Genomic DNA, 25,592 nt, shown 5'->3' with positions numbered 1-25,592 from the left:
GTCAGCCCTCCTTCCGGGTGCGCGGGTCGAGCGCCAGGTAAGCGACGTCGGCGAGCAGGTTCGCCACCAGCACCGAGAGCGTGATGATCAGGAAGATGCCCTGCATCAGCGGGTAGTCCTGCGAGCCGACGGCCTGGAACAGCTGGTAGCCGACGCCGGGGTAGGAGAAGACGATCTCCACCAGCAGCGTGCCGCCGACGATGAACCCCAGCGCCAGCGCGAAGCCGGACACGCTCGGCAGCAGCGCGTTGCGTGCCGCGTACCCGACCATCACCCGGCGTTCCGGCAGGCCCTTGGCGTGCGCGACGGTCACGTAGTCCTCCGACGCGACGGTGACCATCATGTTGCGCATGCCCAGGATCCAGCTGCCCATCGAGCTGATCAGGATGGTGAGCGCGGGCAGCAGGCTGTGCTGGATCGCGCTGCCGATGAACGAGCCGTCCCAGCCGGGCACGGTGCCCGGGTCGTAACCGCCGGACGACGGGAAGAAACTGCCCGGGCCGGCCAGGATCGTCAGGGCGATCAAGCCGAGCCAGAAGTACGGGATGGACGACAGGAACGTCGTCACCGGCAGCAGGCCGTCGACCCACGAGCCGCGTTTCCAGCCGGCGACCACGCCGAGCCCGGTGCCGATCGCGAAGCCGACGACGGTGGTGATGCCGACCAGGATGATCGTCCACGGCAGACTGTCACTCAGCAGGTCGGACACCGGCGTCGGGAAGAACGTGAACGAGATCCCGAGGTCGCCACGGAACAGCTGGCCCCAGTAGTCGAAGTACTGGGAGATCAGGCTTTCGTTCTTGTCGAGTCCGAACAGGACGTACAGCGACTCGATGGCGTCCGCGCTGATCATGCCCTGGTTCTTGGCGATCAGCGACTGCACCGGGTCGCCCGGGATCAGCCGCGGGATGAAGAAGTTGATGGTGACGGCGGCCCACGCGGTGAAGACGTAGAAGCCCAGCCGCTGCAGCAGGTACCTCATCGGGCGGCTCCGTCGTAGAGCCAGCACGCGGCCCAGTGGCCGGGCGCGTCGCCGACGTCGAACCGCGGCGGCAGCTCGGTCTCGCACCGCGCCATCGCGACCGGGCAGCGCGGGTGGAACCGGCAGCCGGACGGCGGGTCGATCAGGCTGGGCGGCTCGCCGGACCCGCGTTCGGCCGGCGTCTCCGAGGGGTCGCCGCCGCCCGCGATCCGGTCCGGGTCGGGCGCGGATTCGATGAGCAGCCGGGTGTACGGGTGCGCCGGCCGCTGCGTGATGGTTTCGCTGTCGCCGCCCTCGACCATCCGGCCCGCGTACATCACCATGGTCTCGTCGGCGAAGTAGCGCGCGGACGCGATGTCGTGGGTGATGTACAGGATCGCCAGGTGCAGGCGTTCCTTCAGGTCGCGCAGGAGGTTCAGCACCCCGAGCCGGATCGAGACGTCCAACATGGACACCGGTTCGTCGGCCAGCAGCGCCTCCGGGTCGGCGCCGAGCGCCCGCGCGATCGCGACACGCTGGCGCTGACCGCCGGACAGCTCGTGCGGGAACTTGTCGATGTACCGCTCGGGCGGGGTCAGCTGGACGCGGGAGAGCAGGTCGCGCAGGGACTCCTCGAGGTCGTCACCCGCCCGGCCGTGGATCTTCAGCGCCCGCGTGAGGTGGTAGCGCACGGTGTGCACCGGGTTCAGCGACGCGAAGGGGTCCTGGAAGATCATCTGGACCCGGCGAGCGTAGGCCCGGAACGCCCTGCCGTGCTTGACGTTCACCGTTTCGCCGTGCAGGCGGATGTCCCCGCCGGTGCGCGGGTAGAGGCCCGCGAGCAGCCGCGCGACCGTCGACTTGCCCGAGCCGGACTCGCCGACGAGCGCGGTGACGCGGCCCCGCCGGAGCGTCAGGTTCACGTCGTCGACGGCCTGGATGGCGCGGCGCGGACCGGTCAGCGCCGCCCGCCCCTTGCGGCGGACCGGGAAGTGTTTCGTCAGGCCCGCGGCTTCGAGGACCACGGGGAGGTCCCCCTCCGACCCGACGGCGACGGGGTCGGAGGGGGCCGGGGAGGCCGCGTCGCCGCGGCCGTCCCCGTGTTCGGTCATCAGTGAGTCCGCCATCGTCAGGCCGCGGGCTTGAGGTGCAGGACGATGTCGAGCGCGTTGCGCAGCGTCGGCTGGGCCGGCGCGTACGGGTTGGCGTCGTCGGGCCAGCCGACCCAGTTCTTCGTGCTGTACTCGCCGCCGGAGTTGGCCGCCGACGTCGGGATCATCGGCTGCTGCTCGATCATGATCTTCTGCAGCGTCGCCATGGCGGCGGTACGGGCGGCGTCGTCCTCGGCGTTGGCGTAGGTCTCCAGCGCCTTGGTCGCCTCGTCGTTCTTGTAGCGGCCGTAGTTGCCGTTGATGCCGCCCTGGCCGGTCGGCTTGTAGCGGTTGCCGTCCATGACGTCGCGGTACATGTCGTACGGCGTGGACCCGTCGTTGGTCCAGTGCATCAGGCCCTCGAAGTCACCGGTGTCGACCGACTTCATCCAGGCGTCCTGGTTCATCTTGTCGACCGTGGCGGTGATGCCGATCTGCGCCAGGTTGTCCTTGATGATCTCCAGGTCGGTGATGTAGTCCGACCAGCCCGACGGGACGGTGAGCTTGATGGTGACCGGCTTGCCGCTCGGGTCGGCCAGCTTGTCGCCGTTGAACTTGTAGCCCGCGCCGGTCAGCAGCGCCTTCGCGCCCGGGACGTCGACCTGGACCGACTGGCCCTTGTACTGCGGCGCGATGAACGGGTCGCCCGCCGGGGTCGGGATGCCGGTGACCTGGTCGTTCTTCGGGTAGAAGTAGCCGGCCTCGCCCTGGTTGAAGACGTCGTCGCGGTTGATCACCTTGTTGATCGCCTGGCGCAGCTTCGGGTCGTTCCACGGCGCCTTTTCGGTGTTGAACCACAGGCCGTGGACGGCCAGCTGCGCGGGGAACCACAGCTTGTAGTGCTGCGGGTCCTTGTTGGTGTAGACGGCCTTGTAGTTCGGGATGAACACGAAGCTCCACTCGGAAGCCCCGTTGACCAGCGCGTTCACCTGCGCGTTGTTGTCGGTGTAGGAGGTGTAGCGGATCTCCTTGACCTTCGGCGCTTCCTGCCAGTAGCCGCTGTCGCGCCGCGTGACGATCATCGTCTGCGGGGTGGCCGACTTCAGCGTGTACGGGCCGGTGCCGATCGGGTTCTTCACCAGGTCGAGCGCCGGGTCCTTGACGTCCTTCCAGACGTGCTTCGGCACGACCAGGGTCTGCAGGATCTTGACCTGGTTGACGAACTGCGAGCCGTCGAAGGCCAGGGTGACCTGGTTGCCGGCCGCGGTGATGTCCTTGTACGGGACGGCGTCGACGTTCAGCGCCTTGTTGTCGCGCAGCAGCTGGAAGGTGTAGGCGACGTCCTCGGCGGTCATCGGCTGGCCGTCGGAGAACTTGACGCCGTCACGGACGGTCAGGACCAGCTTCTTGTAGTTGTCCGACCAGTCCCACTTGGTGGCCAGCCACGGCTTGCCCGGCTCCTGCGGCTTGACGCGGTTCAGCATGACGAGGGGCTCGTAGATCATCCACCGGTAGCCCATGTTCGACAGGGCGGAGGTCTCCAGGAACGGGTTGTTGTTCTCCGCCTGCGGGCCGTCCGGCTTGCCGACGTTGAGCACGGCGTCCGGGTTGCTCTGGGCGGCGTTGGAGCTCCCGCCCGAGCACGCCGTGAGCCCGCTCAAGGCGGTGATGGCAACGAGCGCTGCGACGATGGAGCGCTTGACTCGCATCGGTTCCTCCTGGTCATCGACGACTTACTTGCTGTCGACTGGTAGCGAGCCCCGACCGCCGGCGACCGAACGACGTCCCGAAGTCAACCCGGGTGACTCGGGTCACGTCAATAACACGGCGGTAACTTTTTGTGCCTAAGTTTAAGTACTGAAAGAACTGGCGGTCTGGACCTGTTGATCGAACTACTCCTTGCGACGCAAGGGTTTCAGCCGTTGCGGCCGCCGTTCGCCAGCAGCTGGGCGATCGGCAGGGTCGCGGCGCCGAGCGCGACCGCCTCGGGACCGAGCCGGCCGAGGACGACCTCGGTGCGCTCGGCCAGGTAGTCCAGGGCGTGCCGCTCGACGGCGTCCCGGACGGCCGGGAGGATCGCCTGCCCCATGATCGCCCCGGCCGAGCCGGAAAGCACCACCCGATCGGGGCTGAGCAGGTTGATCAGGTTGGCGATGCCGATGCCCAGGTACTCGCCGGTCTCGGCGAGCACGTCGGCGGCCGGACCGCCGGTGGCCGCCTCCTCGACGATCCGGGCCAGTTCGCCGTCGCTTTCATCCCCGATGACCGGTTCCCTGCCGACGCGGGCGGCGTAGTGGCGGACGATCGCCTCGGTGCCGACGTAGGCCTCCAGGCAGCCGTGCGAGCCGCACCGGCACGCCGCCCCGGCCGCCTTGACGACGGTGTGCCCCCACTCGCTGGTCGTGATGCCGGGGTGCGACCGCCCGGCCGTCGCGACCGCGGCCCCGACCCCCACGCCGAGCAGGGCGACGATGGCGCGTTCGGCGCCCCGGCCGGCGCCGCGCCAGGTCTCGGCCTGGCCGAGCGTGCGGGCGCGGTTGTCGAGGTGCAGCGGCGCGTGGATGTGCGGGTGGATCAGCTCGGCGAAGTTCACGCCCTGCCAGCCGAGGGTCGGGGCGTGCACGATCCCGCCGTCGCGGACCGCGCCGGGCACGCCGATGCCGACGCCGAACACCGCGTCCGGATCGCCGTCTTCGAGCACTTCGGCGATGCCGGTGCGCACCAGTCCGGCCACCTCGTCCGGGTCGAGCCGGGTGCCGACGAGCGGGTGGCGCACGGTGCCGAGGGTGCCGAGCGCGCAGTCGAAGAGGCCGACCTCGACGTGCGTCTCGCTGACGTCGACGCCCACGACGTGCCCGAACTCCGGCCGCACGGCCAGCAGCGTCCGGGGGCGCCCGCCGTCCGATTCGACCGATCCGGCCTCGGCCACGACGCCGTCGGCGATGAGTTCGGAGACGACGTTGGTAACGGTGGCGGCCGACAGTCCCGATTCAGCTACCAGTTCCAGTCTGCTGACGGGACCGCGGAGGTAGAGCGAGGAGAGCAGTGCCGCGCGGTTGTGCCGCCTGAGGTCACGGGTCGTCTGGCGCACCACCTGGGTCACCGGGAGGATTCTGCCAGACCGCGGCCCCGCCACCATGGGTTCGGGACTTAGTTCACCACTTAATACATAGCCACAACTTACGGCGATCAGGCATCCTGTCAGAAGCCGGTAAGAAGTTAGATGGGTTGCCCATGGCGAGCAAGCGCACCACCGTCCGTGATCTGCGGCGGCACAACCGATCCCTGCTGCTGTCGAAACTGTACTTCGACGGCCCGCTGTCGAGGCACGAACTCAGCCAGCTCACCGGATTGAGTGCCGCCACGGTGAGCAACGTGACCGCCGAACTGGGCGAAGAACGCCTGATCACCGAAGCCGGCCAGGTCGAGTCGGACGGCGGGCGGCCGCGCGTGCTGCTGCGCGTCGACCCGGCGTACGGGCACGTCGCGGGGGTCGACATCGGCGAGACGGGGGTCAAGGTCGAGCTGTTCGACCTGGCGATGAGCCGCCTGGCGACGGTCGAGCACCCCCTGCCGAAGGCCCCGGACCCGGCGACGGCGGTCGAGCAGGTGACGTCGGGACTGCGTGAGGTGTTCGCGAGCGCGGGCATCGACGAATCGGCCGTGCTGGGCGTCGGCATCGGCGTGCCGGGGACCGTCGAGCAGGGGTCCCGGGTGCTGGTCCACGCCCCGACGGTCGGCTGGGACGGGGTGCCGTTCGCCTCGCTGCTGCAGGACGCGGGGGTGGGGCTGCCGCTGTTCGTGGACAACGGCGCGAAGACGCAGGGCCAGGCGGAGATGTGGTTCGGCGCCGGCCGCGGAGCGCGCCACGCGGTGATAGCGCTGCTCGGCTCGGGTGTCGGAGCGGCGGTGGTGACGGACGGGACGACGTACCGCGGATCGACGAGCAGCGCGGGCGAGTGGGGCCACACGACGATCGCGTACGGCGGCCAGGAGTGCCGCTGCGGCTCGCACGGCTGCCTGGAGGCGTACATCGGCGCGGGCGCGGTCCTGGCCCGCTACCGGAGGGCCCGCGGCAAGGAGATCCCGGGCGAGGACGAGCAGGCCCAGTTTTCGGCCCTGCTCGCGGCGGCCCCGAAGTCGAAGACGGCCGCGCGCGTCCTCGACGAAACGGCAGGCTACCTGGGCGCGGGCATAGCGAACCTGATCAACCTGTTCAACCCGGAGCGCATCGTGATCGGCGGCTGGGCCGGCCTGGCCCTGGGCGAGCAGCTGTTACCGAGAATCCGCGAGGCGGCAGGCGAGCACGCCCTGCGCCACCCGTTCAGCCAGACATCGATCCAGCTGGGCTCATTGGGCCTGGACGCGGTGGCGACGGGCGCGGCAACCCTGCCGGTAGCGGACCTGCTGGAGCAGGGAGCGACGTCGAGAATCGCCAAGCCGGGAGCCCCGGACTCCGACGCAGCCTGATCAGCGGCGGCGCAAGCCGCCCACCGACCGCCCGACGCAAGCGGTCACGAAAACCGGCACCGACGAGAACCCAGACCTCCCCGGGCACCCCGATCCGAAGCCAGAACACGGCCGGCAGCGCCGGGTCAAGGCACGCTTTCCCGCCTTGACGCGGCGCTGCCGGCCGTAGTCACAATGCCGGCTTCGGGGTGCCGGAAGAACCCAACGCAACTGTCATGGCGAGAGCACACAGGTCCGGCAGCCGGATCCCGTGCCCCACTGAGCGGGACTCCTTCTCCCTTCCACCATCCCTTAATTCGGGTTGAAAAAAATGACCCACCCGAGTGTTGCCCGCCTTGTCTGGACCATGCATACTTTGTTGCCAAGCACAACAAACGCACCACCCCCCGCCGCCCCCGCGCCCCACCGCGCGGCCCCGGCGAACGCACGGTCACGCCTGCCGCCGCCCCGGCATGCGCGGCCACCTCCCCTCCCCCGCGTTCCGTGCTGCGCGCGGAACGCCGGTCCCCACGGTGAGAGAGGCGACAACGATGTCCACCTCCAAGAAGAACCGCTGGGCGGCACTCCTCGCCGCCTGCGCCCTGCTCGTCCTCGGGCAGCAAGCCCTCACGACCACCCCCGCCGAAGCCGCGGCCACCTTCACCGACGACTTCAACGGCCCCGCGGGCGCCGCCGTCGACGGGTCGAAGTGGCAGCTCGAAACCGGCGACAACGTCAACAACCACGAACGGCAGTACTACACCTCCGGCACCAACAACGCCCAGCTCGACGGCCAGGGCCACCTCGTCATCACGGCCAAGAAGGAAAACCCCGGCAACTACAACTGCTGGTACGGCCGCTGCGAGTACACCTCCGCCCGGCTCAACACCGCCGGCAAGTTCAGCCAGGCCTACGGCCACTTCGAGACGCGCATGAAACTCCCGCGCGGGCAGGGCATGTGGCCGGCGTTCTGGATGCTCGGTGGCGGGAACTGGCCCACCGACGGCGAAATCGACATCATGGAGAACGTCGGGTTCGAGCCGAACACCGTGCACGGCACCATCCACGGCCCCGGCTACTCCGGCTCCGGCGGCATCGGCGCGGCCTACAACGGCCCGAACTTCTCCGACGACTTCCACACCTACGCCATCGACTGGGCGCCCAACCAGATCAAGTGGTACGTCGACGGCAACCTGTACCAGACGCGCACGCCGGCGGACCTCAACGGCAACCGCTGGGTGTACGACCACAACTTCTTCGTCATCCTCAACCTGGCCGTAGGCGGGTACTGGCCCGGCGATCCCAACAGCAGCACGCAGTTCCCGCAGCAGCTCGTCGTCGACTACGTGCACGTCACCAACTCCTCGAGCCAGGGTGGCGGCCGGACCGGGACCATCACCGGCATCGGCGGCAAGTGCGTCGACGTCGCCGGCGCGAACAGCGCCAACGGCACGCCGATCCAGATCACCGACTGCAACGGCAACGCCGCGCAGAGCTGGACCGTCGGCACCGACGGCACCATCCGCGCCCTCGGCAAGTGCATGGACGTGAGTGGCGCCGGTACCGCGGACGGGACAGCGGTGCAGCTCTACGACTGCAACGGAACCGGTGCGCAGCAGTGGGTCGTGACCGGCGCGAAGGACATCGTGAACCCCAACGCGAACAAGTGCCTCGACGCGACCGGGAACTCCAGCGCGAACGGCACCCGCCTGCAGATCTGGACCTGCACCGGCGGCGCGAACCAGAAGTGGACCACTCCCTGACCCCACGCCCTCGTGAGTGCGTAACAGTGTTCTAACACTGTTACGCACTCACGACCCCATAAGGAGAACCGAAGTGCGGCGAATCTTCGTCGCGCTAATGGGGTGTGCCCTGTTAGCGCTTTCCCTTACCACCGGCTCGGCTCAGGCGGCGGTCGAAGCCGGTCCGTCGGCGAGCCAGCTGCTCGCCAAAACCCAATCGTGCCAACAGATCTCCAACGGCAAGTATTCCTTCGACGAAGGCGGCGCCGCCACCGTGCCCGTCTGCCAGGGCAACGGCGCGGTGTTCTTCACGGCCGACATGGACGTCGACTGCGACGGCGTCCGCACCACCCAGTGCAACGAGAACACCGACTGCTGCTTCTACCCCGACACCGCGTTCCACACCTCGACCGACCAGCCGCTCAACGCGGCGCAGCTGCCCTACATCGTCCTTCCCCAGCCGACGTCCACCTGGGACTACCGCAACTACGGGATCGACGGTGGTTCGGTCGTGGCGGTGATCTACAACAACCAGGTGACCTACGCCGTGGTCGGCGACACCGGCCCGACGAGCATCATCGGTGAAGCGTCCTACGCCACCGCGGTCAGCCTCGGCATCAACCCCGACCCGAAGAACGGCGGCACCGAGGGTCCCGTGACGTACATCGTGTTCCCGAACACGCACGTCAACCCGATCGAGAACCACGCCAACGCCGTCAGCCTCGGCGAACAGGTCGCGACGCAGTTCGCGGGCGGCACGACCCCACCCCCGACGCAAAACGCCGGCGCGATCACCGGCATCGGCGGCAAGTGCGTCGACGTCGCCGGCGCGAACAACGCCAACGGCACCGCCGTCCAGCTCTACGACTGCAACGGCACCACCGCTCAACAGTGGACGGTCAATTCGGACGGTTCCGTCCGCGCGCTCGGCAAGTGCCTCGACGTGACGAGTGCCGGCACCGCGAACGGCACCACCGTCCAGCTCTGGGACTGCAACGGCTCGGGCGCCCAGAAGTGGACGGCCAACGCGGCGAAGAACCTCGTGAACGCCGGCTCCGGCAAGTGCCTCGACGCCACCGGCAACTCCAGCGCCAACGGCACCCGGCTGCAGATCTGGACCTGCGGTTCCGGCTCGAACCAGAAGTGGACGCTCCCATGAGGAAACTGCTCACCCTGGTGGGCGTGACCGCGCTCGCCGCGGCCACGTTCGCCGCGCCCGCGCAGGCCGCGGGCGAGACGGTCAACGTCTGGCTGACCACCACCAGCGACGCCGGCGGCCGGACGGTCACCCGCGGCCTGCAGCAGCAGACGCCGGTGACGTTCGCCGCGGGCACCGGCACCGGCGGCGTGACCATCAACGTCAACGAAAACACGACCTACCAGCAGTTCGAAGGCGGCGGAGCGTCCTTCACGGACACCGCAGCCTGGCTGCTGAACTCCAGCGGCGCGCTGTCCCAGGCCACCCGCGACGACACGATGCGGAAACTGTTCGACCCGAACAACGGCATCGGGCTGAGCTTCATCCGCAACCCGCTCGGCGCGTCGGACCTGGCCCGCTACAGCTACACCTTCGACGACATGCCCGCCGGGCAGACCGACCCGAACCTGGCGCACTTCTCGATCGCCCACGACCAGGCGGACGTGCTGCCGCTGACCAAGCAGGCCCGGCAGCTCAACCCGCAGGTCAAGGTGATGGCGTCGCCGTGGAGCGCGCCGCCGTGGATGAAGGACAACGACAGCTACCTGCTCGGCTGGGTCGAGTCGCAGTACTACCCGGCCTACGCCCAGTACTTCGTCAAGTACCTCCAGGCCTACCGGGACGCCGGCGTGCCGATCGACTACGTCTCGATGCAGAACGAGCCGACGTGCTGCTCGAGCTACCCGTCGACCAACTGGAACGGCGCCGGCCTGGCGTACTTCGCGAAGAACAACCTCCTGCCCGCGCTGCAGAACGCCGGACTGTCCACAAAGGTGCTGGCGCTCGACTGGAACTGGGACACCTACGCCTCCTACGGCGCCCCCACGATGGACGACGCGGCGATCCGGAACCACCCGAACTTCGGCGGCGTGGCGTGGCACGGCTACGGCGGTGACATCGCGCAGCAGACGACTGTCCACAACCAGTACCCGAACGTCAACGCCTACTCGACCGAGCACTCCGGCGGCACCTGGATCTCGAACCAGCAGGCCGAGGACATGAACAACATCGTGGACTACACCCGGAACTGGTCGAAGAGCTTCGTCAAGTGGAGCCTCGGCGTCGACCAGAACATGGGCCCGCACAACGGCGGCTGCGGCACCTGCACCGGCCTGATCACCGTCCACAACGGAGACTCGCGCAGCGGGCAGGTCGACTACACCGTCGAGTACTACACCATGGGCCACCTGACGAAGTTCGTGAAACCGGGCGCCTACCGGATCGACTCGAACGACAGCTCGGCCGTGCGCAACGTCGCCTGGAAGAACCCGGACGGCTCGAAGGCGCTGATCGCGTACAACTCCGGCACCGGCAACCAGAGTGTGCGGGTGAACTGGGGCAACTCGTCGTTCACCTACACCCTGCCCGGCCGGACGTCGGCGACGTTCACGTGGAACGGCACCCAGGGCAACGGCGGCGGCACCGGCAAGACCGGGCCGATCACCGGCCTCGGCGGCAAGTGCATCGACGTCGCGGGCGCGAGCAGCGCCAACGGCACCGCGGTCCAGCTCTACGACTGCAACGGCTCGGGCGCCCAGCAGTGGACCGTCGGCACCGACGGCACCCTGAAGGCGCTCGGCAAGTGCCTCGACGTCACCGGGCAGTCCACAGCGGACGGAGCACAGCTCCAGCTCTGGGACTGCGGCGGCACGGCGAACCAGCGGTGGGCCGCCACCGCGGCCAAGGACATCGTCGGCACGGGCTCGAACAAGTGCGTCGACGCGACCGGGAACTCCAGCGCCAACGGCACCCGGCTGCAGATCTGGACCTGCACCGGCGCGGCCAACCAGAAGTGGAACGTGCCCGCATGAGAAAACGAGCAGCATTCGGCGCCCTGATCGCCGCCTCGGCGATGGTCCTCGCCCCGGGCGTCGCGCAGGCGGCGACCGGGCCCATCACCGGCATCGGCGGCAAGTGCGTCGACGTCAACGCCGCGAGCACCGCCAACGGCACCGCGATCCAGCTCTACGACTGCAACGCCACGAACGCTCAACAGTGGACGGTCGGCAGCGACGGTTCCCTGCAGGCACTGGGCAAGTGCTTGGACGTCACAAGCGCTGGCACCGCCAACGGCACCACCGTCCAGCTCTGGGACTGCAACGGCTCCAATGCCCAGAAGTGGACGGCCAACGCGGCGAAGAACCTGGTCAACACCGGCTCCGGCAAGTGCCTCGACGCCACCGGCAACTCCAGCGCCAACGGGACGCGGCTGCAGATCTGGACGTGCGCGAGCACGGCCAACCAGCAGTGGACGCTGCCCAGCGGCGGCACCACCCCGCCGCCCGGGCCGGGCGTGATGGCCGTCGCGCCCTACCTCTACAACGGCTGGGGCGACCCGCCCAACCCGGCGACGATCCAGAACGCCACCGGCGTCAAGTGGTTCACGCTGGCGTTCGTCCTGTCCAACGGCTACTGCAACCCGCAGTGGGACGGCGGCCGGGCGCTCACCGGCGGCGTGGACCAGACCACCATCAACACGGTCCGCGCGGGCGGCGGCGACGTCATCCCGTCGTTCGGCGGCTACTCCGGGAACAAGCTGGAGTCGTCGTGCGGCAGCGCGGGCGAGCTGGCGGCGGCCTACCAGAAGGTGATCGGCGCCTACGGCCTCAAGGCGATCGACATCGACATCGAGGCCGACGCCTACAGCAACCCGGCGGTGCAGCAGCGCACGGTCGACGCGCTGAAGACGGTCCGGGCGAACAACCCGGGCATCAAGCTGTACGTCACCTTCGGCACCGGCCAGTCGGGACCGGACAACAGCCTGGTCAACCGGGCGGCGCAGGCAGGGCTCACGGTGGACGGCTGGGTGATCATGCCGTTCGACTTCGGCGGCGCGGGCCAGAACATGGGCACGCTGACGCAGCGGGCGGCCGAGGGCCTCAAGAACGTCGTCAAGAGCGCGTACGGCTACGACGACGACACGGCCTACCGGCACATGGGCATCTCGTCGATGAACGGCATCACCGACAACAACGAGACGGTCACCCTGGCCGACTTCACCACCATTTTGGGCTACGCGAACTCCCACCACCTGGCCCGGCTGACGTTCTGGTCGGCGAACCGCGACCGCCCCTGCCCCGGCGGCTACCCGAACAACGACACCTGTTCGGGCGTCTCGCAGCAGGCGTGGGACTTCACGCGGATCTTCGCCCGCTACGCCGGCTGACCCGGCACCACGCTGGCCCGGCCGGGGTTCCGGCCGGGCCATCGCGGGTCGTGGGCTGCCGGGCCGCGGCGCTCTGGGGAAGCGGCGACCCGGCAGCGAGGGGTCCCGCCGGCCGCTGGGGGTCTCCGGCGGCGGAACGCTCCCGAGGTTATCGACCGGATGTCGCGCCGGGCTCGCGCTCGGGCCGTCCGGCCGTCAAGCGTGCCCGAACGCCCCCGGTCACTCCGCCGCGACGGCCGCCCGGGCCGCTTCCGCGCGGTCGGCGTACGCGCCGACGAGCTGCTCCTCCGCGTCCTCGAGGTACTTCATCAGCAGCTGCTCCGCGCCCGGGCCGTCGCCGGCTTCGATGCGGTCGAGGATCTCGTGGTTGCGCGGCAGGTAGCGCTCGTGGAAGCGCCGCGGCTCGGCCATGATGTGGAACACCAGCCGCAGCTCGGCGGTCAGCCGGCCGACCAGCTCGTTGACGCGCTCGCTGCCCGACAGCGCGGCCAGCTCCTGGTGGAACCAGACGTTCGCGGTGCCGAGGTCCTTCCAGTTGCCGGTGCGCGCGGCCTCGTCGCCGATGTCGACCTTCTCCTTGATCCGCGCGAAGGACGCCGGCTTCGCCGTCACCCCGCGGACCGCCGCGCACTCGATGATCTTGCGCACCCGGTAGATGTCGACGACGTCCTCGACGCTCGGGATGCGGACGAAGACGCCGCGGTTGAGCTCGTGGGCCAGCAGCCGCTCGTGCGTGAGCAGCCGGAACGCCTCGCGCAGCGTGTTGCGGGAGACGCCGAGCGCGTTGCCGATGTCCTGCTCCGACAGCCGGCCGCCGGGCAGGAAGAAGCCCTCCGCGATGCGCTTGCGGAGCACGCCGGCGACGCGCTCGGCCGTGCTCTTGCGCGTGACCAGGCCCCGGTCGGCTTCCAGGCCGGCGGCGCCGCTGTCTTCGATGACCACGTGATCCAGGCTACCCGCCACTCGGGGGACGATCCAATTGCCATCTTGTGGAATTGTTCAACAATCCCTACCGTGTGAGGCACGCCACGATGAGAGACACTGGCCAGGAGGTGCCCCATGACTGCCACTACCGCCACCGAGGCCCGGCCGTTCGACTGGTTCCGCACGCTCGGTAAACGCGGGCGGCGCGCCTTCGCCGGCGCGTTCGGCGGGTACGGCCTGGACTCGTTCGACTACCAGACCCTGCCGCTCGGCCTGGCCGCGATCACCGCGTACTTCGGGATCTCGAGCGGCGAAGCCGGCCTGCTCGGCACGACGACGCTGGTCGTGTCGGCCGTCGGCGGGGTCGGCGCCGGCATGCTGGCCGACCGGATCGGCCGCGTCCGCACGCTGCAGATCACCATCGCGATGTACACGATCTTCACCGTGCTCTGCGGCTTCGCGCCCAACTTCGAGACGCTGCTGGTCTTCCGCGCGCTGCAGGGCCTGGGCTTCGGCGGCGAGTGGGCGGCGGGCGCGGCCCTGGTCGCCGAGTACTCGCAGGCCAGGTACCGCGGCCGGACCGTGGCGTTCGTGCAGAGCGCGTGGGCGGTCGGCTGGGGCCTGTCGGTGATCGTCTACACCGTCGTCTTCAGCGTGGCCAGCGACGACGTGGCCTGGCGGATCATGTTCTGGACCGGCGTCATCCCGGCGCTGCTGGTGCTGTGGGTCCGCAAGAGCGTCCAGGACGCGCCGCGCGCCGAAGAACGCCTGAAGGCCGAACGCCCGAAGGGCACGCTCGGCAAGATCTTCAAGGCCGAACTCCTGCGCACCACGTTCTTCGCCGCGCTGCTGGCCACCGGCGTCCAGGGCGGCTACTACACGATCTCGACGTGGCTGCCGTCGTACCTGAAGAAGACGCGCGAGCTGACGGTCATCGGCACCGGCGGCTACCTGGCGTTCCTCATCACCGGCGCTTTCGTCGGTTACGTCTGCGGCGGCTACCTGACCGACCTGCTGGGCCGCAAGAAGACGTTCCTGACGTTCGCGCTGCTCTCGGCCGCGCTGATCGTCGCGTACACGCAGATCCCCAAGGGCGCCAACGGCCTCGTGCTGGTGCTCGGCTTCCCGCTCGGCTTCTCGATGTCCGCGATCTTCAGCGGCTTCGGCGCGTTCCTCGCCGAGCTGTACCCGACCGCGCTGCGCGGCACCGGGCAGGGCTTCACGTACAACTTCGGGCGCGCGGTCGGGGCGATCTTCCCGACCATCGTGGGCTTCCTCGGCGCGGGCGGCGCGATCGTGTTCGGCGCGCTCGGGTACGGCATCGCGGTGCTGGCCCTGCTCGGCCTGCCGGAGACCCGCGGCATCGAACTCGTGGACTGAGGGGGCGGAATGACGACCTTCGACGAACCGGCCACCTACACCCCGGCCCAGGCCCGGGCGGCGTTCCGCACCGGCACCGCCCACCCCACGACCGGCTGGGCCAACGGCTTCACCCAGACCAACCTGATCGCCGTGCCCGAGGACTGGGCCTACGACGTCCTGCTGTTCTGCACCCGCAACCCGCAGGCGTGCCCGCTGCTCGACGTCACCGACCCCGGCGACCCGGCCACCCGCCTCGCCGACGGCGCGGACCTGCGCACCGACCTGCCGCGCTACCGGATCTGGCAGAACGGCGTCCTCGCCGGCGAGGTCTCGGACGCGACCGGCCTGTGGCGCAGCGACATGGTCGCCTTCTCCATCGGCTGCAGCTTCACGTTCGAGACGGCGCTGGCCGCCGAGGGCATCCCGCTGCGGCACGTCGACCAGGGCCGCAACGTCGCGATGTACGTGACGAACCGGCCGTGCGAGCCCGCCGGACGGCTGTTCGGGCCGATGGTCGTGTCGATGCGGCAGATCCCGGAAGACCGCGTCGACGATGCCATCCGGATCACCCGCGCGATGCCCGCGGTGCACGGCGGCCCGGTGCACATCGGCGACCCGCGCGCGCTGGGCATCGACGATCTGTCCCGGCCGGACTTCGGCGACCCGGTGGACGCCGAAGCCGGCGACGTCCCGGTGTTCTGGGCCTGCGGCGTCACCCCGCAGGCGGCGCTGATGGCGTCGCGGCCTCCCTTTGCGATCACCCACGCACCGGGGTACATGTTCATCACCGATCGGTACGACAGCGAATACCGGGTGGGCTGAAATGGATCTGAACAGCGATCTCGGCGAGGGCTTCGGCGCCTGGAAGATGGGCGACGACGAAGCCATGCTCGACATCGTGACCAGCGCGAACATCGCGTGCGGGTTCCACGCGGGCGACCCGTCGGTGATGCGGCGGGTGTGCGAGCTGGCGGCCGGGCGCGGCGTCGCGATCGGCGCGCACGTCGGCTACCGCGACCTGGCCGGGTTCGGCCGGCGTGCCCTCGACATCGCCCCGGACGACCTGGCGGACGAGGTGCTGTACCAGATCGGCGCGCTCGACGCGTTCGCCCGCGCGGCCGGGAGCCGCGTGACGTACGTGAAGCCGCACGGCGCGTTGTACAACACCGCGGCGGTGGACGCCGAGCAGGCCGCGGCGATCGTCGACGGCCTGCGCCGGTACGACCCGGAGCTGGCGCTGCTCTGCCTGCCCAACTCGGAGATGCAGCGGCAGGCGGAGGCGGCGGGGGTGGTGGCGTACGCGGAGGCGTTCGCGGACCGCGCCTACACCGCGGACGGCAAGCTCGTGTCGCGCAAGCAGCCGGGCGCGGTCCTGCACGACGCCGACGTGGTCGCCGAGCGGGCGGTCGGCATGGCGACCGGCGGCGGTGTCGTGACGGCCGACGGCGGCAAGCTCGACCTGCGCCCGGATTCCCTCTGCGTGCACGGGGACACGCCGGGCGCGGTGGAGCTGGCCCGGCGCATCCGCGACGGCCTGGCCACCGCGGACGTCTCCCTGACCGCGTTCACCGGATGACCGTCCGGCTGCTGCCGTGCGGGCGGCGAGCGGTGCTGGTGGAGACCGCCGACGTGCTGGGTTTCCAGGCGGCCCTGGCGCAGTCGCTGCCCGACGGCGTCGAAGAGCTGGTCCCGGCGGCCCGGACGCTGCTGGTCCGGTTCGACCCGGCGGTGACCGACGCCGGCCGGCTGGGCGGGGTGCTGCGCCGGGTGTCTCCTGTGGACAGTGCGGTGGCGGACGCGGGCGAGGTGGTGATCCCGGTGGTGTACGACGGCGAAGACCTGGCCGACGTCGCCGCGGAGACGGGGCTCAGCGTGGCTTCGGTGATCGAGCGGCACACCGCGGGCGCGTACGTCTCGGCGTTCTGCGGGTTCGCGCCGGGCTTCGCGTACCTGTCGGGGTCGGACCCGGTGCTGCACGTGCCGCGCCGGTCGTCGCCGCGGACCCGGATCCCGGCGGGCTCGGTGGCGGTCGCGGGCGAGTACAGCGCGGTCTACCCGAGCGCGTCGCCCGGCGGCTGGCGGCTGCTGGGCCGGACGGACGCGCCGGTGTGGGACGTCGAGCGCGATCCGCCGAACCTGCTGCCGCCGGGCACGCGCGTGCGGTTCACGGCGGTGCCGTCGTGAAGCTCGAAGTCGTCCGGCCCGGGTTTTCGACGACGGTGCAGGACCTCGGCCGCCCGGGCCACGCGGCCCTCGGCGTCGGCCGGTCGGGCGCCGCCGACCGCGGGTCGTTCCGGCTGGCCAACCGGCTGGTCGGCAACCCGCCGGAAGCGGCGGCGCTGGAGGTGACGCTCGGCGGGCTGGTGTTGCGCACGTCGGCCGTCACGACGGTGGCGGTCACCGGTGCTCTTTGTCCGCTTTCGAAAGGCGGGCTGAACGGGCCGATCACGTTGTGGCCCGGCGAGGAGCTGTCGCTGGGCACGGCCGAGTCGGGTTTGCGGAGTTATGTCGCGGTACGCGGCGGGATCGACGTGCCGCCGGTGCTCGGGTCCCGGGCGACGGACACGCTCGGGAAGCTGGGCCCGCCGCCGCTGGCGGCCGGGATGCTGCTGCCGATCGGCCCGGCCCCGCAGGCTTTCCCCGTCGTGGACCTCGCGCCCCGGGCGGCGTGGCCGGCGGAACCGGTGTTGCGCGTGACACCGGGACCGCGTCGCGACTGGTTCACCGCCCCGGACGAGCTGCTGTCCACTGTGTACACGGTCTCGCCGGACTCGGACCGCGTCGGCATCCGGTTCACCGGCCCGGCCCTTTCGCGAGCGCGTCACGACGAGCTGCCGTCGGAGGCGTGCGTGCCCGGATCCCTCCAGGTGCCCCCGTCGGGCCGGCCGATCCTGTTCCACGCCGACCACCCGACGACCGGCGGTTACCCGGTGATCGCCGTCGTCGAGGAGGCCGACCTCGACCTCGCGGCCCAGCTGCGCCCCGGCCAGACCGTCCGCTTCCGTCCCGCCTTGTGAGTGAGAAACAGTGTTAGAACACTGTTTCCCACTCACGACCGGCCGCGGCAGGCCACCAGCCAGGCGGCGTTGGTGACCGCGATCGCGAGCCACGCCGCCCAGGCCACGCCGGGCGCGAGCCAGGTGGTGGCGACCCCCAGTGCCACCGTCACCACCAGCGGCCACGCTCGCGGCGCCCGGCGCGGCCGGCGTTCGGCCAGGTAGACGTCGAGGGCCTCGGCGACCTGGTCGTCGATCTCGTCGCGCAGGCGCGCGTCCAGCTCAGACATGCGCCGGCACCGGCCGTGGCGCGGCGACCGACAGGCACGCCAGCGCCAGCGGCACCTCCAGGGCGGCCATGAGCAGCGAAAACACCACGTCGTCGCCGGCCGTCACGACGTCGAACCACGCGTCGGCGAGCAGCAGCGTCGCCGTGGCCGTGGCGACCAGCGGCGTCCGTGCGTCGCCGCGGCCGAGCAGCCAGGCCGTGAGCAGCAGGCCGGCCGCCTCGGCCGCGTCGAAGCCCGTCCAGGCCAGCCGCCAGTGCTGCGCGGCCACGACGTCCGGCAGCGTCATCCCCAGTACCGCGATCCACGGCAGCAGGGTGAGTCCCGCTGCCCAGAAGAGCTTTTTCATGCGAACCCCCGTTCTCCGCCCCCAAGGTAGCGGACTGCAGAGATTCTTTGCAAACAATCTCTGTAGTAGGCTCACGGCATGGTCCAACGTCCCGAGAGGCGCGTGCTCACCGGCGCCGACCTCAAGGCCTTCTACAAGGCACTCGCCAACCCGGTCCGCCGGGACATCCTCAGCTACCTGGGAAAACACGGCGAGGCGAACTCGACGAGCGTCGCGAAAGCCCTCGGCGAGAGCACCGGGACGACCAGCTACCACCTCCGCAAGCTCGCCGACCTGGAGCTGATCGAAGAACTCACGGACCGCGGGGACGGCCGCGAGCGCTGGTGGAAGTCGCGCTCGAAGGACATCTACACCCCGCCCGGCCTCGAGCTGGCCCCGGACGAGCGCGAAGCGATGCTCAAGCTCGGCGCGCTCAAGATGAGCCACGACCTCGGCCTGGTCACCCGGGCCTACGCGGGGTACGAGAACGCCGAGGGCTGGAACCAGATCTACCGCGCCGGGCTGTACCTGACGAAGGAGCAGGTCGTGTCCTTCGTCGAGGAGTACCAGAACCTCGTGTGGAAGTACGTCACCGAGCCGGGGCAGCACCCCGAGGGCTCGCGTTCGCTGGCCGTCCGGCTGATCGTGGTGCCGGACGAGGAGTCCACAGAGGACTAGAGGCCGGACACCCGGAGCGTGATGTTCAACCGGCCGTCCAGGCCGAGCGCCGGGTCGGCGGTGCCCGGCAAGATCTTCGGGACGCCGTGGTAGGCCAGCCGGGACGGGCCGCCGAAGACGAACACGTCACCCGACTGCAGCTCGACGTCGGTGTACGGCCGGCCGCGGGTTTCGGTGTTGCCGAAGCGGAACACGCAGGCGTCACCCAGGCTGACCGACACCACCGGTTCGAGGCTGCGCTCGTCCTTGTCCTGGTGCAGCCCCATCTTCGCGGCGGCGTCGTAGAAGTTGATCAGCGCGATGTCCGGCTCGTAAGGCCGCGCCTCGCCGTACGCGTCCGCCAGCGCGCGGCGGCCGAGGTCGCCGAGCCAGTCCGGGAAGGGGAGGACCGGCGTGCCTTCGCCGGTCGTGCGCGAGTAGCCGTACGGGTACCAGTGCCAGCCGAGGCAGACGGACTTCACCGACATCACGCCGCCGTTCGGCAGCCGCGTGTGGCGGTAGCCGGACCAGCCGCGGCAGGCGGCGACGAGCTCGCGCTGTTCGCCGAAACCGAGCCAGCCGGGCAGGTGCACGGCGCCGGGCGCGATCTCGGCGCGCGGGCGCGGCAGGAGGGCGTCCATCACCTCGATTGTGCCGGAGACTCCCGCCGGGCACGTTCGGTGGTCGTCGAGGGGACCACGCGGTGACCGCGGAACGTGACGCCCGCACTGGTGAACAGCCGCAGGAGCCGCCCGAATGGTCCAACGGGCGGCTCCTGCGGCCGAATCCCCTCGCCTTGGGCCACCATGAAGTAGACGTTCCCACACCCGAATGTCACAGCACCAGCGTGGATCAGCTACGAACGGGTCACTTGACCGCGGTGCCGCCGATCAGTCGCGGAACGTGACGACGGTCACGCCCGCCTGCGCCGGCACGGGGTCGTTCATCGCGGCCAGCGCGGCCGGCACGTCGTCGAGCCCGATCCGCCGCCCGATCAGCGCGGCGAGGTCGATCCCCGCCGTCTCGACCACGCGCAGCAGCTCCGGGTACTCGTGCGCCTGCAGCCCGTGGATGCCGACCAGCTCCAGCTCACCGCCGATGACGCGGTGCATCGGGATCGGCGCGATGCCCTGCGCGGGCGGCATCAGCCCGGCCTGGACGTGCCGGCCGCGCTTGCGGAGGCTGCCGACCGACGCCGCGCAGGTGGACGGCGAGCCGAGGCAGTCGAGCGAAACGTGGGTGCCGCCACCGGTCAGCTCGCGGACGTGCGCGGCGACGGCTTCCGGGCCGTCGAAGACCGAGGAATCGACGGTGACGGCGGCGCCGGACTTCGCGGCGAGCTGCAGGGCGGCCGGCGAGACGTCGACCGCCACGACCTTCGCGCCCGCCGCGACGGCCAGCAGGATCGCGGAGATCCCGACGCCGCCGCAGCCGTACACCGACACCCACTGGCCCGCGGTGACGCGCCCCTGCCGCAGCACCGCGCGGAACGCCGTGCCGAACCGGCAGCCGAGCGCAGCGGCCTCGGCGGCGCCGAGGGAGTCCGGCAGGGCGACCAGGTTCGTCTCGGCGTGCTCGACGGCGACGCGTTCGGCGAAGGAACCCCAGTGCGTGGCGCCGGGCTGGAACTCGCGGTCGCAGATCTGCTGGTCACCGCGGGCGCACTGGGCGCAGGTGCCGCACGCGCAGACGAACGGCACGGTGACGCGCGCGCCGAGCTCCCAGCCGCGGACGCCTTCGCCCAGCGCGACGACCCGGCCGGCGAGCTCGTGCCCGGCGACGTGCGGCAGCGTCACCGCGGTGTCGTGGCCCTGCCAGGTGTGCCAGTCGCTGCGGCAGACGCCGGTGGCGTCGACCTCGATCACCGCACCGCCCGGCGCGGCCACCGGCTCGGGCACGTCCCGCACGACGGGCGGGACGCAGAACTCCTCCATGACCACAGCTCGCATGGCGCGAGCCTAACCGGCTCTCAATTGAGCGCGTGGAACCTCGTCCGGCTCCGCGGCGGGCCCAGGAGCTTGCTGAGCGAGCCGTCGGGCACGTTCAGGATGTCCTCGAGATTCCGCAGGGCCTCCAACGATTCCGGCCGCTCGGGCCGGCACCGCCCGGACTGCCAGTGGCTGAGGGTGGCCAGGCTGACCGTGGTTCCCCTGCCGCGCAAGCGATAGCGGATCCGCTCGAGGCCGAGGCCGCGGGCCCGGATCGCCGCCCGCAGGGCCACGTCGAACGGTCCGGCTGCCAGCAGCCGGCTCAGCTCCGCCTGTTCCCCCCGGTCGATGGTGCGTGTTCGCTGACCGGTCATGACAACGCTCCGAAGCACTCCCGTTTACAGAACATTGGAGCGTAGGCGCAGCTTCCCAAGATCGGAAGGGCTCTCACCCACCTGCCTTGCGTGCCTCGTCGGCGATCGCCGCAAACGGTTCCGCGTAGCCGGAGTTGATCGTGACGTAGGAAATCCCCCACTGTTCCCGCCACCGGAGAAGCGTTTCCGTGGCCTGCACGGGATTCACGGGCAGCACGGTGACCGCGCCACCGGCGGCGAGTTCGGGCACGTCGACCCCGGCCCAGCGCTCGATCGCGGGCGACGGTTCGGTGCCCACGGCCATCAGGTTCAGCCCGAGCTCGATCTCCGGCAGCCGCGGCCCGGCGAGGGCACGGAATCGATCCACAATGGACTGCGCTTCGGCCTCGGTGGTCCGCGGCGGCCAGCTGAAGGTGACGATGTCGGCTTCTTGCGCGGCGAGCGCGAGCATTTTCGGCCCGCCGCCCGCCAGCATCAGCCGCGGCCGATCGGCTGTTCGCTTCAGGTGCGCGACGGTGGCGGCCATCCGTGTGATGCGCTCACCCGGTGAGGGGAACTCGCGCCCGAGAGCGTTCGCGTGTTCGCCGGCGCCGGGCCGCCCGACGCCGAGCCCGAGCTCGAACCGGCCGCGGGTCTGCCGGTGCAGGGTCTGCACCTGCCAGTCGAGCACTTCCGGGGAGCGGAAGGGATCGGCGAGCACGAAGGTGCCGACGGTGAGGTCGATGGTGACCGCGGCGGCGGCCCCGAGCAGCACGAAGGGATCGGCAGTCCCGACGGGATCGGTGGCGAGCAGGGTGTCGAAGCCGAGCTTCTCGACCCGTTCGGCCTGGGCGGTCCAGGAGGTGAGGTCCGGCGCGTAACCGGCGACGATGCCGAAGCGGAAGGGTTTCATGGGGCCATGGTCTTGCGGAGGGGGTTGTCACCACATCCGCTTCACGACGTCACCCGCGCGTACGCCTCTCAGCGCAGGGTGACCGACAACGCCTGCGCGATCTCCTTGCCGATGGCGTGCGTGGCCGCGTCCGGCGGCGAGCCCACCTTCACCACCATCGGCCCCCCGAACGGCTGGCGCTCCACCACCTCGATGCGTTCGCCCAGGTTGATCGCGTGTTCCGTCAGGTACCGCAGCAGCTCCGGGTCGGTGTCCCAGACCCGGACGATCTCGCCGACCGCGCCCGGCTGCAGGTCGTCCAGGATGCGGACCGGGAGCTCCTCCACGCTGCCGTCGGGCGCCGGGATCGGGTCGCCGTGGGGGTCGCGGACCGGGTTGCCCAGCTTCGCCGCGATGCGCTCGACCAGCCTGTCCGACACCGCGTGCTCCAGCGCGTCCGCCTCCGCGTGGACCTCGTCCCACGTGTAGCCGAGCTCCGAAACCAGGTACGTCTCGATCAGCCGGTGCCGCCGGAGCACCGACCGCGCCAGGAGCCTGCCGTCGGCCGTCAGCTCGATGCCGCGGTACGGCACGTGGGTGACCAGGCCCAGCTGGGACAGCTTCGTGACCATCCCCGACGCCGAGGACGGGCTGACCTCCAGCCGGCCGGCGAGCGACGTGTTGGTGACCGCCTCACCCCGCTCGACCAGGCCGTAGATCACCCGGACGTAGTCCTCGACCGACGAGGACCTCCGGACCGAACCATCTCCCATACCGCATACGATACGGGGCCGCGTACTTTCTCGTGAAAGTTCACGGCCGCCAGCGGTAGCGGATCCAGCCCGGGACCGGCTCGGCGCCGAGCTGGGCGTAGAACGCCGCGCCCTTTTCGTTGCCCTCCTGCATGTCCCACTCGACGCGGCCGCTCGTGCGGTTGCGCAGCTCGTCCAGCAGCTCGCTGCCGAGGCCGAAGCGGCGGTGCGCGGGCCGGACGAACAGGTCGTCCAGCCAGATCCCCGGCCGGGCCTCCCAGGTGGAGAAGTTCCAGCTGCAGAAGGCGAACCCGGCGACCGTCCCGGGCTCGCCGGGCGGGGTCGCGATGAGCACCCACGCCTTCGGGTCCGGCCCGAACAGGTGCCCGCTCATCTCGGCGCGGTCCAGCTTCAGGTCGTGGTTGTCCTCGTAGACGGCGTGCTCCTCGATGAGCGCGCAGATTTCCTCGATGTCTTCGAAGACGGCGTCGCGGACGGGCATCTCGCCTCCCGGTTTTGTCGGTGGTGGTCGTTACGGTCGGGGGTGGAGGTGGTCGATGTCACCAGAGGAGAAGTTCGAGGTCCTGGTCGACGAGTTCACCGGACGTCCGGGCATCACGCCACCCGGGGCGACCGGCGGGTTCGGGCGCAGCGCCCTGCGCACGCACGGCCGGATCTTCGCCATGTTCGTCCGCGGGCAGCTGGTGCTGAAGCTGCCCGAGCTCCGGGTGGACGAACTGGTCGAGGGCGGGCACGGGGTGCGGTTCGACGCCAACAAGGGCACCCCGATGAAGGAGTGGCTGGCCCTGGACGCCGGGTCGCCGCAACCGTGGTCCGCCCTGGCCGAAGAAGCACTCGAGTTCGTCGGAAGGAAGTGAGTCATCAGGATTGGTAACGCAGTTCACCGCCGACGGCGGTCCCTTGCACGCCGAGTGCGTCCAAAGCGGACTCGTCCAGGGGCGAACCGGACAACACGGCGAAGTCGGCGAGCTTCCCGGGTTCGAGCGTGCCCAGGTCGCGCTCGGCGAAGGTCGCGTACGCCGAGCCGTACGTGTACGCGCGCAACGCCTGCTCCGGCGTCAGCGCCTCTTCGGGTGCGAAGGGCGCGCCTGACGCCGTGCGCCGACGCACCATGTCGGCCAGCGCAAGCAGCGGCGCGCCGTTCACGACCGGCCGGTCCGAGGACGCCGGAACCACGCAACCGGCGTCGAGGACGCTTCGCAGCCGGTAGCACCAGGGCACGCGTGACTCGCCGAGCGCGGCGCGCATGCCGTCGCCGAGCTCGTTGACGAACCGGCCCTGCGGCGACGGGATGATGCCGAGCGAGGCCAGCCGGGCGAGCTCTGCGGGCTGGAGCACCGCGCAGTGCTCGATGCGGTGCCGGTGGTCCGTGCGCGGCGACGCGGCCAACGCGGCTTCGTAGGCGTCGAGGACGACGGTGATCGCGCGGTCGCCGATCGCGTGCGTCGCGATCTGCCAGCCCGCCTCGTGGGCGCGGCGGATCGTGCGGGCCAGCTCGTCCTCGGGCACTTGGAAGTAGCCGCGGTTGTCCGGCTCTCCGTCGAAGGGCTCGTGCATCGCGCACGTGCGTCCGACCAGGGAGCCGTCGGCGAACAACTTCATCGGGCCGACGCGCAGCCACTCGTCGCCGAGGCCGGTGCGCAGGCCGAGGTCGAGGCCGAAGCCGGCGTCGTCGGGCAGGTCGTGCAGGACGCTCGCGGCGACCATCACCGTGCTGCGCACGCGCAGCACGCCGGTGTCGCGCGCCTGCTGGTAGGCGGCCAGCTCCGCGGGCGTCTCGCCGACCAGGCCGCCGCCGATGCCGGCCTCTTGGACGCTGGTGATGCCCTCGGCCAGGTACCGCTCGGACGCCCGCTCGAGCCCGCGCACGACCCGGTCGACCGGCGTCGGGTAGGTCAGCGGCCGCAGCAGCAGCTGGGCCTGCTCGCGCAGCAGGCCGGTCGGCGCGCCGCCGTCGTCGAGCACGACGTCGCCGCCGACCGGGACGTGCGCCAGATCGAGCTGGTCGAGCACGGCCGTGTTGACCACGGTCATGTGCCCGGACGTGTGCTTCAGCCGCACGAGCATGCCCGGCGCGGCGCGGTCGAGGCCGCGCCGGTCCGGGTGCCCGCCCACGAGCTTGTTCTGGTCGTACCCGCTGCCGACCACCCAGCTCCCGGGCGGCAGCGTCGCGGCGCGCGCGGCGACGGCGTCGTAGACCTCCTCGACGCTGCGGCAGTCGCTGAGCGGAACGTCGTCGAGGCCCATGCCGAACCACGCCATGTGGTTGTGGGCGTCGTGGAAGCCGGGCACGACGAAGCCGCCGGCGAGGTCGACGCGGGCGCGCGCGGACAGCTCGCGGGCATCGTCGCCGAGTGCGACCACCCGGCCGTGCAGGACGGCGAGTGCGCTGGTGAGGCCCGTGCCCGTCCACACCGTGGCGTTCTCGTAGACCGCGTCGACCTTCATGAATCCAGAGGCTATCGATCGATCGATCGAACGTCTA

At 70.5% G+C, this 25,592-nt stretch carries 26 protein-coding genes; 12 read left to right on the top strand and 14 right to left on the bottom strand.

Annotation, left to right across the window (positions count from 1 at the left end; genetic code table 11):
- Position 1: 1 nt before the first annotated feature.
- The 4 genes from AB0J55_RS36435 to AB0J55_RS36420 form a co-directional block, all read right to left on the bottom strand.
- Positions 2–982, bottom strand: coding sequence for an ABC transporter permease (locus AB0J55_RS36435; protein WP_364259321.1), 981 nt, complete (start codon positions 980–982; stop codon positions 2–4).
- On the bottom strand, positions 979–2,073 hold the full coding sequence (locus AB0J55_RS36430; protein WP_364259318.1) for an ABC transporter ATP-binding protein: 1,095 nt from the start codon (positions 2,071–2,073) through the stop codon (positions 979–981). The genes AB0J55_RS36435 and AB0J55_RS36430 overlap by 4 nt, the downstream gene beginning before the upstream one ends.
- A 17-nt stretch (positions 2,074–2,090) precedes the next feature.
- Entirely contained in the window at positions 2,091–3,761 is a 1,671-nt protein-coding gene (locus tag AB0J55_RS36425) for an ABC transporter substrate-binding protein (protein WP_364259315.1), read from the bottom strand.
- Positions 3,762–3,967: 206 nt separating this feature from the next.
- On the bottom strand, positions 3,968–5,155 hold the full coding sequence (locus AB0J55_RS36420) for an ROK family transcriptional regulator (RefSeq protein ID WP_364259312.1): 1,188 nt from the start codon (positions 5,153–5,155) through the stop codon (positions 3,968–3,970).
- Positions 5,156–5,286: 131 nt separating this feature from the next.
- Between AB0J55_RS36420 and AB0J55_RS36415 the strand changes: the two genes are divergently transcribed.
- The 5 genes from AB0J55_RS36415 (at position 5,287) to AB0J55_RS36395 (ending at position 12,607) form a co-directional block, all read left to right on the top strand.
- Entirely contained in the window at positions 5,287–6,522 is a 1,236-nt protein-coding gene (locus AB0J55_RS36415) for an ROK family transcriptional regulator (RefSeq protein ID WP_364259309.1), read from the top strand.
- Positions 6,523–7,052: 530 nt separating this feature from the next.
- Positions 7,053–8,264: a family 16 glycosylhydrolase gene (locus AB0J55_RS36410; protein WP_364259306.1), complete on the top strand. Its 1,212-nt coding sequence runs from the start codon at positions 7,053–7,055 to the stop codon at positions 8,262–8,264.
- 73 nt (positions 8,265–8,337) lie between these two features.
- Complete coding sequence (locus AB0J55_RS36405; RefSeq protein ID WP_364259304.1) at positions 8,338–9,402, top strand: ricin-type beta-trefoil lectin domain protein; 1,065 nt, start codon at positions 8,338–8,340, stop codon at positions 9,400–9,402.
- Positions 9,399–11,252 carry a ricin-type beta-trefoil lectin domain protein gene (locus AB0J55_RS36400; protein WP_364259301.1) on the top strand — a complete coding sequence of 618 codons (1,854 nt, stop codon included), beginning with the start codon at positions 9,399–9,401 and terminating at the stop codon, positions 11,250–11,252. Before AB0J55_RS36405 ends, AB0J55_RS36400 begins: the two co-directional genes overlap by 4 nt.
- Entirely contained in the window at positions 11,249–12,607 is a 1,359-nt protein-coding gene (locus AB0J55_RS36395) for a ricin-type beta-trefoil lectin domain protein (protein ID WP_364259298.1), read from the top strand. Before AB0J55_RS36400 ends, AB0J55_RS36395 begins: the two co-directional genes overlap by 4 nt.
- A gap of 219 nt (positions 12,608–12,826) precedes the next feature.
- Here the strand turns inward: AB0J55_RS36395 and AB0J55_RS36390 are convergent, their stop codons facing one another.
- Positions 12,827–13,549: a GntR family transcriptional regulator gene (locus tag AB0J55_RS36390; RefSeq protein ID WP_364259295.1), complete on the bottom strand. Its 723-nt coding sequence runs from the start codon at positions 13,547–13,549 to the stop codon at positions 12,827–12,829.
- A gap of 117 nt (positions 13,550–13,666) precedes the next feature.
- Between AB0J55_RS36390 and AB0J55_RS36385 the strand changes: the two genes are divergently transcribed.
- From AB0J55_RS36385 to AB0J55_RS36365, 5 genes are read left to right on the top strand one after another with little or no spacing between them, the layout of a single operon-like run.
- On the top strand, positions 13,667–14,911 hold the full coding sequence (locus tag AB0J55_RS36385; RefSeq protein ID WP_364259292.1) for an MFS transporter: 1,245 nt from the start codon (positions 13,667–13,669) through the stop codon (positions 14,909–14,911).
- 9 nt (positions 14,912–14,920) lie between these two features.
- The gene (locus AB0J55_RS36380; protein ID WP_364259289.1) at positions 14,921–15,715 is read left to right on the top strand and encodes a putative hydro-lyase; all 795 of its coding nucleotides are present in this window, start codon (positions 14,921–14,923) and stop codon (positions 15,713–15,715) included.
- A 1-nt stretch (position 15,716) separates the two neighbouring features.
- Positions 15,717–16,469, top strand: a complete 753-nt coding sequence (locus AB0J55_RS36375) for a 5-oxoprolinase subunit PxpA (protein ID WP_364259286.1) — start codon at positions 15,717–15,719, stop codon at positions 16,467–16,469.
- Positions 16,466–17,077 carry an allophanate hydrolase subunit 1 gene (locus tag AB0J55_RS36370; protein WP_364259283.1) on the top strand — a complete coding sequence of 204 codons (612 nt, stop codon included), beginning with the start codon at positions 16,466–16,468 and terminating at the stop codon, positions 17,075–17,077. Before AB0J55_RS36375 ends, AB0J55_RS36370 begins: the two co-directional genes overlap by 4 nt.
- Entirely contained in the window at positions 17,074–17,910 is an 837-nt protein-coding gene (locus AB0J55_RS36365) for a biotin-dependent carboxyltransferase family protein (protein WP_364259281.1), read from the top strand. The genes AB0J55_RS36370 and AB0J55_RS36365 overlap by 4 nt, the downstream gene beginning before the upstream one ends.
- 32 nt (positions 17,911–17,942) lie before the next feature.
- On the opposite strand, the gene AB0J55_RS36360 is transcribed toward AB0J55_RS36365, so the two are convergent.
- Together AB0J55_RS36360 and AB0J55_RS36355 are read right to left on the bottom strand one after the other, a co-directional pair.
- Positions 17,943–18,179 (bottom strand): hypothetical protein, encoded by a 237-nt coding sequence (locus AB0J55_RS36360; RefSeq protein WP_364259279.1) that lies wholly within the window; start codon positions 18,177–18,179, stop codon positions 17,943–17,945.
- On the bottom strand, positions 18,172–18,525 hold the full coding sequence (locus tag AB0J55_RS36355) for a hypothetical protein (protein ID WP_364259276.1): 354 nt from the start codon (positions 18,523–18,525) through the stop codon (positions 18,172–18,174). The genes AB0J55_RS36360 and AB0J55_RS36355 overlap by 8 nt, the downstream gene beginning before the upstream one ends.
- Before the next feature lie 78 nt (positions 18,526–18,603).
- On the opposite strand from AB0J55_RS36355, the gene AB0J55_RS36350 reads away from it, so the two are divergent.
- Positions 18,604–19,182 carry a winged helix-turn-helix domain-containing protein gene (locus AB0J55_RS36350; RefSeq protein ID WP_364259273.1) on the top strand — a complete coding sequence of 193 codons (579 nt, stop codon included), beginning with the start codon at positions 18,604–18,606 and terminating at the stop codon, positions 19,180–19,182.
- Here AB0J55_RS36350 and AB0J55_RS36345 read toward each other — a convergent pair.
- From AB0J55_RS36345 to AB0J55_RS36320, 6 genes are all read right to left on the bottom strand, one after another.
- Positions 19,179–19,802 (bottom strand): alpha-ketoglutarate-dependent dioxygenase AlkB, encoded by a 624-nt coding sequence (locus AB0J55_RS36345; RefSeq protein ID WP_364259271.1) that lies wholly within the window; start codon positions 19,800–19,802, stop codon positions 19,179–19,181. The genes AB0J55_RS36350 and AB0J55_RS36345 overlap by 4 nt on opposite strands.
- 249 nt (positions 19,803–20,051) lie before the next feature.
- Positions 20,052–21,110 (bottom strand): alcohol dehydrogenase catalytic domain-containing protein, encoded by a 1,059-nt coding sequence (locus AB0J55_RS36340; RefSeq protein WP_364259268.1) that lies wholly within the window; start codon positions 21,108–21,110, stop codon positions 20,052–20,054.
- 20 nt (positions 21,111–21,130) lie between these two features.
- A complete protein-coding gene (locus AB0J55_RS36335; RefSeq protein ID WP_354826286.1) occupies positions 21,131–21,463 on the bottom strand; it encodes a transcriptional regulator in 333 nt (110 codons plus the stop codon).
- Between the two features lie 73 nt (positions 21,464–21,536).
- A complete protein-coding gene (locus tag AB0J55_RS36330; RefSeq protein ID WP_364259265.1) occupies positions 21,537–22,355 on the bottom strand; it encodes an LLM class flavin-dependent oxidoreductase in 819 nt (272 codons plus the stop codon).
- A 68-nt stretch (positions 22,356–22,423) separates the two neighbouring features.
- Complete coding sequence (locus AB0J55_RS36325) at positions 22,424–23,107, bottom strand: metal-dependent transcriptional regulator (RefSeq protein ID WP_033261556.1); 684 nt, start codon at positions 23,105–23,107, stop codon at positions 22,424–22,426.
- A 40-nt stretch (positions 23,108–23,147) separates the two neighbouring features.
- Positions 23,148–23,588 carry a GNAT family N-acetyltransferase gene (locus tag AB0J55_RS36320; protein ID WP_364259262.1) on the bottom strand — a complete coding sequence of 147 codons (441 nt, stop codon included), beginning with the start codon at positions 23,586–23,588 and terminating at the stop codon, positions 23,148–23,150.
- A 55-nt stretch (positions 23,589–23,643) separates the two neighbouring features.
- On the opposite strand from AB0J55_RS36320, the gene AB0J55_RS36315 reads away from it, so the two are divergent.
- Positions 23,644–23,964, top strand: a complete 321-nt coding sequence (locus AB0J55_RS36315; protein ID WP_364259259.1) for a hypothetical protein — start codon at positions 23,644–23,646, stop codon at positions 23,962–23,964.
- A gap of 4 nt (positions 23,965–23,968) precedes the next feature.
- Here AB0J55_RS36315 and AB0J55_RS36310 read toward each other — a convergent pair whose 3' ends face one another.
- The gene (locus AB0J55_RS36310) at positions 23,969–25,555 is read right to left on the bottom strand and encodes an amidohydrolase (protein ID WP_364259256.1); all 1,587 of its coding nucleotides are present in this window, start codon (positions 25,553–25,555) and stop codon (positions 23,969–23,971) included.
- Positions 25,556–25,592 lie beyond the last annotated feature (37 nt).

This window comes from Amycolatopsis sp. NPDC049688 (assembly GCF_040674975.1).
In the GTDB taxonomy this organism is placed as follows: Bacteria; Actinomycetota; Actinomycetes; order Mycobacteriales; family Pseudonocardiaceae; genus Amycolatopsis.
This window is presented reverse-complemented; position numbering and strand designations above follow the sequence as displayed.

Excerpts from the sequence above, each read along its gene's own strand:
- AB0J55_RS36435 (WP_364259321.1), bottom strand. The coding sequence starts at position 982 with ATGAGGTACCTGCTGCAGCGGCTGGGCTTCTACGTCTTCACCGCGTGG.
- AB0J55_RS36430 (WP_364259318.1), bottom strand. The coding sequence starts at position 2,073 with ATGACCGAACACGGGGACGGCCGCGGCGACGCGGCCTCCCCGGCCCCC.
- AB0J55_RS36425 (WP_364259315.1), bottom strand. The coding sequence starts at position 3,761 with ATGCGAGTCAAGCGCTCCATCGTCGCAGCGCTCGTTGCCATCACCGCC.
- AB0J55_RS36415 (WP_364259309.1), top strand. The coding sequence starts at position 5,287 with ATGGCGAGCAAGCGCACCACCGTCCGTGATCTGCGGCGGCACAACCGA.
- AB0J55_RS36410 (WP_364259306.1), top strand. The coding sequence starts at position 7,053 with ATGTCCACCTCCAAGAAGAACCGCTGGGCGGCACTCCTCGCCGCCTGC.
- AB0J55_RS36400 (WP_364259301.1), top strand. The coding sequence starts at position 9,399 with ATGAGGAAACTGCTCACCCTGGTGGGCGTGACCGCGCTCGCCGCGGCC.
- AB0J55_RS36395 (WP_364259298.1), top strand. The coding sequence starts at position 11,249 with ATGAGAAAACGAGCAGCATTCGGCGCCCTGATCGCCGCCTCGGCGATG.
- AB0J55_RS36385 (WP_364259292.1), top strand. The coding sequence starts at position 13,667 with ATGACTGCCACTACCGCCACCGAGGCCCGGCCGTTCGACTGGTTCCGC.
- AB0J55_RS36380 (WP_364259289.1), top strand. The coding sequence starts at position 14,921 with ATGACGACCTTCGACGAACCGGCCACCTACACCCCGGCCCAGGCCCGG.
- AB0J55_RS36375 (WP_364259286.1), top strand. The coding sequence starts at position 15,717 with ATGGATCTGAACAGCGATCTCGGCGAGGGCTTCGGCGCCTGGAAGATG.
- AB0J55_RS36370 (WP_364259283.1), top strand. The coding sequence starts at position 16,466 with ATGACCGTCCGGCTGCTGCCGTGCGGGCGGCGAGCGGTGCTGGTGGAG.
- AB0J55_RS36360 (WP_364259279.1), bottom strand. The coding sequence starts at position 18,179 with ATGTCTGAGCTGGACGCGCGCCTGCGCGACGAGATCGACGACCAGGTC.
- AB0J55_RS36355 (WP_364259276.1), bottom strand. The coding sequence starts at position 18,525 with ATGAAAAAGCTCTTCTGGGCAGCGGGACTCACCCTGCTGCCGTGGATC.
- AB0J55_RS36350 (WP_364259273.1), top strand. The coding sequence starts at position 18,604 with ATGGTCCAACGTCCCGAGAGGCGCGTGCTCACCGGCGCCGACCTCAAG.
- AB0J55_RS36345 (WP_364259271.1), bottom strand. The coding sequence starts at position 19,802 with ATGGACGCCCTCCTGCCGCGCCCGCGCGCCGAGATCGCGCCCGGCGCC.
- AB0J55_RS36340 (WP_364259268.1), bottom strand. The coding sequence starts at position 21,110 with ATGCGAGCTGTGGTCATGGAGGAGTTCTGCGTCCCGCCCGTCGTGCGG.
- AB0J55_RS36335 (WP_354826286.1), bottom strand. The coding sequence starts at position 21,463 with ATGACCGGTCAGCGAACACGCACCATCGACCGGGGGGAACAGGCGGAG.
- AB0J55_RS36330 (WP_364259265.1), bottom strand. The coding sequence starts at position 22,355 with ATGAAACCCTTCCGCTTCGGCATCGTCGCCGGTTACGCGCCGGACCTC.
- AB0J55_RS36325 (WP_033261556.1), bottom strand. The coding sequence starts at position 23,107 with ATGGGAGATGGTTCGGTCCGGAGGTCCTCGTCGGTCGAGGACTACGTC.
- AB0J55_RS36320 (WP_364259262.1), bottom strand. The coding sequence starts at position 23,588 with ATGCCCGTCCGCGACGCCGTCTTCGAAGACATCGAGGAAATCTGCGCG.
- AB0J55_RS36315 (WP_364259259.1), top strand. The coding sequence starts at position 23,644 with ATGTCACCAGAGGAGAAGTTCGAGGTCCTGGTCGACGAGTTCACCGGA.
- AB0J55_RS36310 (WP_364259256.1), bottom strand. The coding sequence starts at position 25,555 with ATGAAGGTCGACGCGGTCTACGAGAACGCCACGGTGTGGACGGGCACG.